Source organism: Zafaria cholistanensis, assembly GCF_008580665.1.
In the GTDB taxonomy this organism is placed as follows: domain Bacteria; phylum Actinomycetota; class Actinomycetes; order Actinomycetales; family Micrococcaceae; genus Zafaria; species Zafaria cholistanensis.
Genome location: NZ_BKDJ01000002.1, coordinates 186,440 through 195,089, shown reverse-complemented (window position 1 = coordinate 195,089; position 8,650 = coordinate 186,440). Strand labels below are relative to the sequence as shown.

Below are 8,650 nucleotides of genomic sequence, written 5' to 3'. Positions count from 1 at the left end.
GGGGGGCCGGGCCACCCTTTCCGGGTGGCCGGCCGCCGCCGTCGTCATTGCATGGCCGTTGCGGGGATTCCCGGAACTGCGGGCCGGCTTGGAACTGCGGGCCGGCTCAGAACCGCAGGATAAGGTGCCGTCCCCGGCCCACCAGGCCCAACCCGCAGGCCTCCAGGAATGGCGTGGCGCCGGGTCCCGCGGCGGCCACGATCTCCGGGGCCCCGGAGGTAAGTGCCCGCACCAGTGCCTTGCCGGCCCCCTGGTGTCGCCACGCGGGAGAGACGGCGACTCCGTGCAGGGAAACCAGGCCATCCGGGCCGATCCGCGCGAAACCATGGCCCACCGGTTCGCCCCGGGCGTTGCGCACCGTGGCGTGGCGCACCGGCCAGCGCCCGTCGGCGACCGCGAGCTCGGCGGCGTCCGCCCCGCGGGCCTCCTCCACCGGCCCGCCCAGCTGGACGGTGAGCCCGTCCGGAGCGGCATCCGCGGCGCCGGGGGCGGTGGGGGCGGCGGGGCCCTGGCGCGGAGGCGTTCCGGTCCGCGGCTGTGTCCCGGTCCGCGGGGGGGCCGGGATGGAGGGCGGGAAGGGTGGTGGGGCGGGAAGCGTCTGGCCGGGGCGGATGACCGGGAGCGTGGTGGTCGGGATGCCCGCGTGCCACAGGAGGGGTGCCTGCTCGGTGAAGCCGAGGTCCTCGAGCGCGTGGCCGCGCACCCCGGCATTGAGCCAGGCATGCACCTCGACGGCGCCAAGCCGGGCGCCTTCGGCCAGCCCCGGCCGCAGGCCCCCGGCCTCGGGGGCCTCAGGGAACAGCAGCACCAGCCGGCGCCGGGTCGGCAGCCACACCCAGCGGCAGCCGAAGGTCGTGAAATGCTTGCCTCCGGTAGCTTCGGCGAGGTCGTCCAGCCAGGCCTCGAATGCCCGCTGGGCCCGGGCGATGGTGCTCATGGCGCCGGTGCTCCGGCCGGGCGCACCGGCCCGCCGCACGCGGCGAACCACTCCACGGTGTCCGCGTCCAGCACCTCGCTCCCGATGTAGGAGTAGTAACCGGCCGCGTAGCCGCTGTCGAAGAGGTGCTTGAAGCAGCCGGTGCGGTAGCGCGGCGGTACCAGGTCCGGATCGAACCCGGCCGTGCGCAGCGCGTTGTCCTCGAACGCCGGCGGATCTTCCACCCTCTGCCCCGGAGCCAGGGAATGCCAGGCCAGGTCCAGCAGCGGATGGGGCTCCGCCAGAGGCGCAGGCTTCGAAGGCGCACCGGGAACCTGCGGCGGATCGGGCCGCGGAGACGGGTTCGTTGCCAGGGGGGCGTGCGTCATGGGCCAAGCCTGTCACATGGCCGTGCCGCAGGCACGTGATGACGTCCGGACCGCCGCCACGTGACGGCGGTCCGGTCCGCAACGGGTGGAAACTGCAGCGCCAGGTGCGCCGCCTCCCCGGGCCGGGGGGCAGCGTAAGGTGGCTCCGTAGGGTAGCCGACGGACCGGACCGGACCGGTAGTGACCGGGCAGGATTCCGGAACTGGGCGGGATTCCGGAACCGGGCAGGATTCCGGAACCGGGCAGGATTCCAGAACCGGGCAGGGCCCAGGTGGGCATGGGAAGGTGTGGCATGGGCAGGAAGAGTGGCCGGCCTCCGGCCGGCGGAGGCCGGACCGCCGGGCCCCGGAACGCGTTCCGCGCCAGGGTGGCGGCCGCGGTGCTGGCCGCCGCCCTGCTTTGCGGCTGCGCCGTGCCCGGAGAGCGGCCGCCCGTGCCGGAGCCTGCGGCGCCGGGCACCCCGGCATCGGAGTCAGCGGTCCCGGGCACGGGAAAGCCGGCTCCCGAAACCCCCGCCGCGCCCGCCGCCTCCGGCCAGGACCCGTCCGGCGGCGCGCCCTGCACCCCCGCGGACTGCGTCGACATCGTGGTGACAGGCGATGTCCTGCTGCACCCGGCGCTGTGGGAACAGGCCAGGCGCGACGGCGGCGGGTCCTACGACTTCGGGCCCCTGCTGTCCGGCCTGCGGCCCTTCCTTGCGGAGGCGGAGCTGGCCGTTTGCAACCTGGAAACCCCGCTGGCCCCGGACGGGGGACCGTACTCCGGATATCCCAGCTTCGCCGTGCCCCCGCAGATCGCTCCAGCCCTGAAGGCCACCGGCTATGACGCCTGCACCACCGCCAGCAACCACACCGTCGATGCCGGGACCGCGGGCGTGGAACGCACCCTGGACGCCCTCGATGCCGCCGGGCTGGCCCACACCGGCTCCTACCGCAGCGCAGCCGCGGCGGACCGGCCGCTCCTCGTGGACGCCGGGGGCGCCCGGATTGGCATCATCGCGGCCACCTACGGTCTCAACGGGCTGCGCGCCGACACCGCCTGGAGGGTCGACCTGATCGACACGCGCCGGCTCGTCGCCAGGGCACGGCAGGCCCGCGCGGCGGGCGCCGACATTGTGCTGGCGGCCCTCCACGACGGCGTCGAATACGCTTCCACACCCGGCGCACGGCAGGTGGAAGTGTCCCGCGCGCTGGCCGAAAGCGGTGCGTTCGACTTTATCTACGGGCACCACACGCACTCGGTCCTGCCGCTGGAGAAGCATGCCGGGGTATGGATCGCGTACGGGCTCGGCAACAGCGTGGCCGCCCATGCAACCGACCTCGCGGTCAACCGCGAGGGGCTCACGGTGAAGCTGCGCTTCACGCGCACCCCCGGCCGCTGGAAGGCCGGGGACCCGCAGTGGGCCGCGCACATCATGTCCCGCTCACCGGCGCGCTGGTGCGCCCTGCCGGCGGCGGACCCCTGCACCGGCCGGGCCGGGGATGCCGCTTCGCTGGCGCGCACGGCGGCCACGGTGAATGCCCGGGGTGCCGACCGTGCCGGCGCGGCGGCCTGGGTGCCTGAATCCCCGGCCGGGCGGTAGGCCCGAACCCGTCCGGCCCGAACCCGTCCGGCCCGAACCCGTCCGGCCCGAACCCGTCCGGCCCGGCTCAGCGGCGCACAAACAGTTGCGCGGCGGCTTCGGCCGAAACGAGTTCCCAGTTGGCACTTTCGCGCAGGCGCTGGGCCAGTCCGCGTGCCGGCAACACCAGGACGCAGCCGGCGCCGGCCAGCCCCTCCTCCAGGTCGCCCTGGCCGTCCAGGACCAGCAGGGAGCGCTTCACATGGTCTTCGCCGTAGAGGTCGTTGCGCGAATCGAGGGAGACGGGCACATCCGGCTGCTCCAGGAGCACCAGTCCTCCCAGCAGGTAGTCATTGAACAGCCTGCAACCGGAAGGGATGGCGTCGATGGCCGCGGTGGGGTACTTCGCCGGATCCGGGCGGCCCAGGGAGGGAAGATGGACGGCCGTGAGCGCCACCGCGGCCGCCAGGCCCCCCGCGGCAGCCTGGGTCAGAAGGCGGCGGCTGGTGGCGTACTCCAGGACGGCCGGGCGGGAGGCGAACGACGCCAGGACCGGCAGGGCCAGCAGCAGGAGGACCGGAAGGATGCGGACGGCGGCCAGGGACCCGCAGGCGGCCACCGCGAGGGCGGCAGCAAACACGGCATCCCCGCGCCGCACCGCAACGGCCAGGGCCGCCAGGCCCACCAGCGGCCCCGCGGGACGGCCGGCCCCAACCAGCCGCCGCAGCAGCAGTACCAGCGCCAGCACGGCGGCATAGTCCACCAGTTGGGGCCGGGCGGACAGCCATGCAATGAGCAGCGGCGAGCACAGGACCAGCAGCCATCCGGACACCAGGGGCGATGCGCCCAGCGACCGGGCCAGCACCAGGACCAGGGCGCCGATGCCGGCCACCAGGACCGCGCACGCAAGGGCAACACCCGGCAGCCCGCCCGCCTGGTAAACCGCGGCCACGGCGACGTTGAAGCCCCAGGAGTTCAGCGTCCAGGATTCCCCGTGGGCGGTCCACGAAAACGGATCCGCCGTCGGGATGCGTTGCTGCGCGAGCGTGGCCAGCCCGGTGCGGACCTGCCAAAACGTATCCGACTCCGCCAGGTTCTCCGCCCGGGCCAGCGGCACCGGCAGGAACGCGAGCCAGGCATAAAACCAGTGTTTCGCCCTGCCCGCGGTGCCGGTGGCAGGGCCGGTGCGCGGCCGGGGCGGCCCAGCGCATAAACTGGGCGCGGTCCCCATCAACCCCACGCACCGCCCCCGTGCGGTGCGACGCCCGGCCGCGTGCCGGGAGGAAGCGACGATTCGTGCTGAAAATCGGTGTCTTGGCCCTGCAGGGCGATGTCCGCGAACACGCGGCGGCATTGGCCGCCGGGGGAGCGGATCCGGTGCCCGTGCGCCGTGCGGAGGAGCTCGAGGGCCTGGACGGGCTGGTGCTGCCCGGAGGCGAGTCCACCGCGATCGACAAGCTCGCCCGCGCCTTTGGCGTCGCCGAGCCGCTCAGGCGCCGGATCGGCGAGGGGCTGCCCGTCTACGGCTCCTGCGCCGGGATGATCCTGCTGGCCAACACCATCGCCGATCCGGCCACCGACCGTGCCGGCAACCGCCAGCAGACCTTCGGCGGCATCGACATGGTGGTTCGGCGCAACGCGTTCGGACGCCAGGTGGATTCCTTCGAAACGGACCTCCGGTTCGCCGGGCTGGAGAAGCTGCCCGGCGTCGCTCCGGACGCCGGGGCGGCCCCCGTGCACGCGGTGTTCATCCGCGCGCCCTGGGTGGAAAGCATCGGTCCGGACGTCGAAGTGCTTGCCAGCGTGGGACTTTCCGGACCCTCCGCCGCGGCGCAGGCCCCGGGCGCGGCTAGAATTGTCGCAGTGCGTTCGGGGAAACTGCTCGCCACCTCGTTCCATCCCGAGGTCACGGGGGAGCGGCGCATCCACGAACTATTCATCCAGATGATCAGAGGAGAAGCGTAAGCATGTCCGGCCACTCCAAATGGGCAACCACCAAGCACAAGAAGGCCGTCATTGACGCCCGGCGCGCCAAGTCCTTCGCGAAGCTGATCAAGAACATCGAAGTTGCGGCCCGCGCCGGCGGCGCCGACCTCTCCGGCAACCCGGCCCTCGAACTGGCCGTGTCCAAGGCGAAGAAGACCTCGGTTCCCAACGACAACATCGACCGCGCCATCAAGCGTGGCGCCGGCCTGACCGGCGAGGTCGTGGACTACTCCGAGATCATCTACGAAGCGCGCGGCCCGCAGGGATCCGCCGTGCTGATCGAGTGCCTGACCGATAACAAGAACCGCGCCGCCTCGGAGGTCCGCGTGGCGGTGACGCGCAACGGCGGCAGCATCGCCGACCCGGGGTCGGTGGCCTACATGTTCTCCCGCAAGGGCGTGGTGGCGCTGCCGAAGAAGGACCTCACCGAGGACGACGTCCTGATGGCCGTCCTGGAGGCCGGTGCCGACGAGGTCAAGGAGGCCGGGGACAACTTCGAGGTCCACTCCGAGCCCAGCGACCTGCGCGCCGTCGTGGCCGCACTCGAGGAGGCCGGCATCGAGTACGAGACCGACGAGATCGAGTTCGTCTCCTCGATGCAGGTGGACCTGGACGCCGACGCGGCCCGCAAGTTCCTGAAGCTCGTCGACGCCCTGGAAGACCTGGACGACGTCCAGAACGTCTACTCCAACGCCGACATCAGCGCCGAGGTCCTCGCCGAGCTCGAGGAGGACTAGCCCTCCATGGCGTTGCGCGTCGTCGGGGTCGACCCCGGCCTGACCCGATGTGGACTGGCCGCGGTCGACGTCGAAACCAACCGGCGCGCGACGCTCGTGGGCGTCACGGTGGTCGGCACGCCGCCGGATGTCCCGCTGGACCAGCGGCTGCTCGCCATCGCCCACGGCATCGACGCCTGGCTCGACCGCCACGGACCCGACGTCGTGGCGATCGAGCGGGTGTTCAGCCAGCTCAACGTCAGCACCGTGATGGGCACGGCCCAGGCGTCCGGGATCGTGATTGCCGCCGCCGCGCGCCGCGGCATCCCCGTGGCGCTGCACACCCCCACCGAGGTCAAGGCCGCGGTGACCGGCAGCGGCCAGGCGGACAAGGCGGCCGTGGGCAAGATGGTCGCCAAGATCCTGCGCCTGGATTCCCCGCCCCGGCCGGCCGACGCCGCCGACGCCGTCGCCCTGGCCATTACGCACGGCTGGCGCGGGGCCGCGCCCGGTTCGCAGGCCTCCGCGTCCTCCCACGGCGGCTCCGCCGGACTCACCGGCGCGCAGCGGGCCTGGGCGGAGGCCGAGGCGAAGGCGCGGCGCGCCGGTACCCGCAGGGCGCGCTGACCCGGTACGCTATTCGTAGATATATTCGGATTGCGGCCGCCGCCGGTCCGCCAGCACGACGCCGAAGGATGGCTAGGGCATGATTTCTTCCCTGACGGGCACGGTCCGGCACGTGGGCCTGCACAGCGCGGTCATCGACGTCGGCGGCTTCGGCATGCTGGTCCATGCGACCCCGCGCACCCTTTCCGGACTCCATGTGGGCCGCGAGGCCTCGGTCGAGACCTCCATGGTGGTCCGCGAGGACTCCATGACGCTCTTCGGCTTCTCCGACGCCGCCGAACGCGAGGTTTTCGAGGTCATCACCGGAGTCTCCGGAATCGGCCCCCGGCTGGGACTGTCGATCCTGGCGGTGCACACCCCGGAGGAGGTGCGCATCGCGGCCACCGCGGGGGACGTCAAGGCGTTCACCCGCGTCCCGGGCATCGGGCCGAAGGGCGCCCAGCGGATCGTGCTGGAGCTGGCCGGAAAGCTGGTTCCCACGGGGGATCCGGCCGCGGCGGCCGGCGGCACCGCCGAACAGCCCTGGAAGGGGCAGGTGCTCGAAGCGCTCGTGGGCCTCGGCTGGACCGAAAAGGACGCCGGCAAGGCCATCGACGCCACCGTGGAGGCCGAACCCGAGGCCGTGGAGGCCGGCGACGTCGGGCAGATCCTGCGCACGGTCCTGCGCGGGCTGGGCCGCGGCTCCGCGCGGGCCGGGCGCTAGGGGCAGGCCGTGACCGAGAGCCAGCCGCTGACCGCCTCCGCCAGCGAACCCGAGGAGCGCGCCCTCGAGGCGGCGCTGCGTCCCAAGAACCTCGACGATTTCGTGGGTCAGCAGCGCGTCCGCCGCCAGCTCTCCCTGGTCCTGGAAGCCTCCAAGATCCGCGGACGCACCGCCGACCACGTGCTGCTGTCCGGCCCGCCCGGGCTGGGCAAGACCACCCTGGCCATGATCATCGCCGCCGAGATGAATGCCCCGCTGCGCATCAGCTCCGGGCCCGCCATCCAGCACGCCGGCGACCTCGCCGCCATCCTGTCCTCGCTGAGCGAGGGCGAAGTCCTCTTCCTGGACGAGATCCACCGGATGAGCCGCCCCGCCGAGGAGATGCTCTACATGGCGATGGAGGACTTCCGCGTCGACATCGTCGTCGGCAAGGGCGCCGGCGCCACCGCGATCCCGCTGGAGTTGCCCCCCTTCACCCTGGTCGGGGCGACCACCCGCGCCGGCCTGCTGCCGGGCCCGCTGCGCGACCGCTTCGGGTTCACCGGCCACCTGGAGTTCTACGCGACCGCGGAACTGGAACTGGTGCTGCGCCGCTCGGCCATGCTCATGGACATGAAGGTCAACTCCGCCGGCTTCGCCGAGGTCGCCGGACGCTCCCGCGGCACCCCGCGCATCGCCAACCGGCTCCTGCGCCGGGTGCGCGACTGGGCCCTGGTGCACGGGATCGAGCAGATCGACGCCCGCGGCGCCTCCGAGGCGCTGGACATGTACGAGGTCGACGCGCGCGGCCTGGACCGGCTGGACCGCAACGTGCTGCATGCGCTGTGCACCAAGTTCGGCGGCGGACCGGTGGGGCTGTCCACGCTGGCCATCGCGGTCGGGGAGGAGACCGAGACGGTGGAGACCGTCGCCGAGCCCTACCTGGTCCGCGAAGGCCTACTGGGCCGCACCCCGCGCGGCCGCATCGCCACCGCAGCCGCCTGGGCCCACATGGGGCTGGCCATGCCCGCCAACGCCGTGCTGGCTGCGGGCCAGGGCACCCTGGGGTTTGGTCCGGACGACGGCGACGACCAGGACTAGCGTCCGCGGGGCGGACGGGCCGTGTCTGCCGGCCGGGCCGAACGGGCCGGGTGTGCCCCGCTGACTGGGCCGCTGACGGGGAGAAACGTTAAGGCCCACGTCGCCGGGTCCAAGCCTGTGTTCAGCATCGGCCTATACACTGGGAACTTGCCTGCCCGGCCGCGACTGCATGCGAAGCCGGGCGATCCATCGCACACAGGAAACAGGTAGCCCTCAGTGACCACGACAGTACTGGCCCAGACGACCCCCGCGGCGAGCTCCGGGTTCGACCCGATGACGCTCATCCTGCTCGCGGCCTTCGCGTTCCTCATCTTCATGATGTTCCGCGGGCGCAAGAAGGCCCAGAAGGCCCAGGAGCAGCTCAAGGCCGAGCTGGCCCCGGGCGCGGAGGTGATGACCCAGTTCGGCCTGTTCGGCACGGTCGTATCCATCGACGACGAGAACAACAAGATCGTTCTCGAGCTGTCCCCGGGCAACACCGCCACCGTCCATTCGCAGGCCGTCGCCAAGGTCGTTCCCCAGGAAAGCGCCGCATCCGGCCAGGCCCCGGCCGCGGAAGGGTACGCCCAGGAGGCCCCGGAGGACACCCGCCGCCTGGACGGCACCGACACCACCAAGGAGTAGGCCCCGCCGCGCGGCATCCCTGCGGGGTGCCGCGCGGACCCCTGCCAC

10 protein-coding genes are annotated in these 8,650 nt (G+C 72.6%); 7 read left to right on the top strand and 3 right to left on the bottom strand.

The window, feature by feature from the left end:
- Positions 1-106: 106 nt before the first annotated feature.
- Positions 107-937 carry a GNAT family N-acetyltransferase gene (locus tag NCCP_RS03525; RefSeq protein WP_149955842.1) on the bottom strand — a complete coding sequence of 277 codons (831 nt, stop codon included), beginning with the start codon at positions 935-937 and terminating at the stop codon, positions 107-109.
- Positions 934-1,305: a M3 family metallopeptidase gene (locus tag NCCP_RS15555; RefSeq protein WP_149955841.1), complete on the bottom strand. Its 372-nt coding sequence runs from the start codon at positions 1,303-1,305 to the stop codon at positions 934-936. The genes NCCP_RS03525 and NCCP_RS15555 overlap by 4 nt, the downstream gene beginning before the upstream one ends.
- Before the next feature lie 292 nt (positions 1,306-1,597).
- On the opposite strand from NCCP_RS15555, the gene NCCP_RS03515 reads away from it, so the two are divergent.
- A complete protein-coding gene (locus NCCP_RS03515; RefSeq protein ID WP_149955840.1) occupies positions 1,598-2,887 on the top strand; it encodes a CapA family protein in 1,290 nt (429 codons plus the stop codon).
- A 67-nt stretch (positions 2,888-2,954) separates the two neighbouring features.
- Here NCCP_RS03515 and NCCP_RS03510 read toward each other — a convergent pair whose 3' ends face one another.
- Positions 2,955-3,983 (bottom strand): hypothetical protein, encoded by a 1,029-nt coding sequence (locus NCCP_RS03510; protein WP_149955839.1) that lies wholly within the window; start codon positions 3,981-3,983, stop codon positions 2,955-2,957.
- Between the two features lie 179 nt (positions 3,984-4,162).
- On the opposite strand from NCCP_RS03510, the gene pdxT reads away from it, so the two are divergent.
- The 6 genes from pdxT (at position 4,163) to yajC (ending at position 8,602) form a co-directional block, all read left to right on the top strand.
- On the top strand, positions 4,163-4,831 hold the full coding sequence (pdxT, locus tag NCCP_RS03505) for a pyridoxal 5'-phosphate synthase glutaminase subunit PdxT (protein ID WP_149955838.1): 669 nt from the start codon (positions 4,163-4,165) through the stop codon (positions 4,829-4,831).
- 2 nt (positions 4,832-4,833) lie between these two features.
- On the top strand, positions 4,834-5,589 hold the full coding sequence (locus tag NCCP_RS03500; RefSeq protein ID WP_149955837.1) for a YebC/PmpR family DNA-binding transcriptional regulator: 756 nt from the start codon (positions 4,834-4,836) through the stop codon (positions 5,587-5,589).
- Positions 5,590-5,595: 6 nt separating this feature from the next.
- Positions 5,596-6,195, top strand: coding sequence for a crossover junction endodeoxyribonuclease RuvC (ruvC, locus tag NCCP_RS03495; protein ID WP_149955836.1), 600 nt, complete (start codon positions 5,596-5,598; stop codon positions 6,193-6,195).
- A 79-nt stretch (positions 6,196-6,274) separates the two neighbouring features.
- Entirely contained in the window at positions 6,275-6,898 is a 624-nt protein-coding gene (gene ruvA, locus NCCP_RS03490; RefSeq protein ID WP_149955835.1) for a Holliday junction branch migration protein RuvA, read from the top strand.
- Positions 6,899-6,925: 27 nt separating this feature from the next.
- A complete protein-coding gene (gene ruvB / locus NCCP_RS03485) occupies positions 6,926-7,978 on the top strand; it encodes a Holliday junction branch migration DNA helicase RuvB (protein ID WP_414727698.1) in 1,053 nt (350 codons plus the stop codon).
- 216 nt (positions 7,979-8,194) lie between these two features.
- A complete protein-coding gene (yajC, locus tag NCCP_RS03480; protein WP_225873654.1) occupies positions 8,195-8,602 on the top strand; it encodes a preprotein translocase subunit YajC in 408 nt (135 codons plus the stop codon).
- The last annotated feature ends 48 nt before the right edge of the window (positions 8,603-8,650 follow it).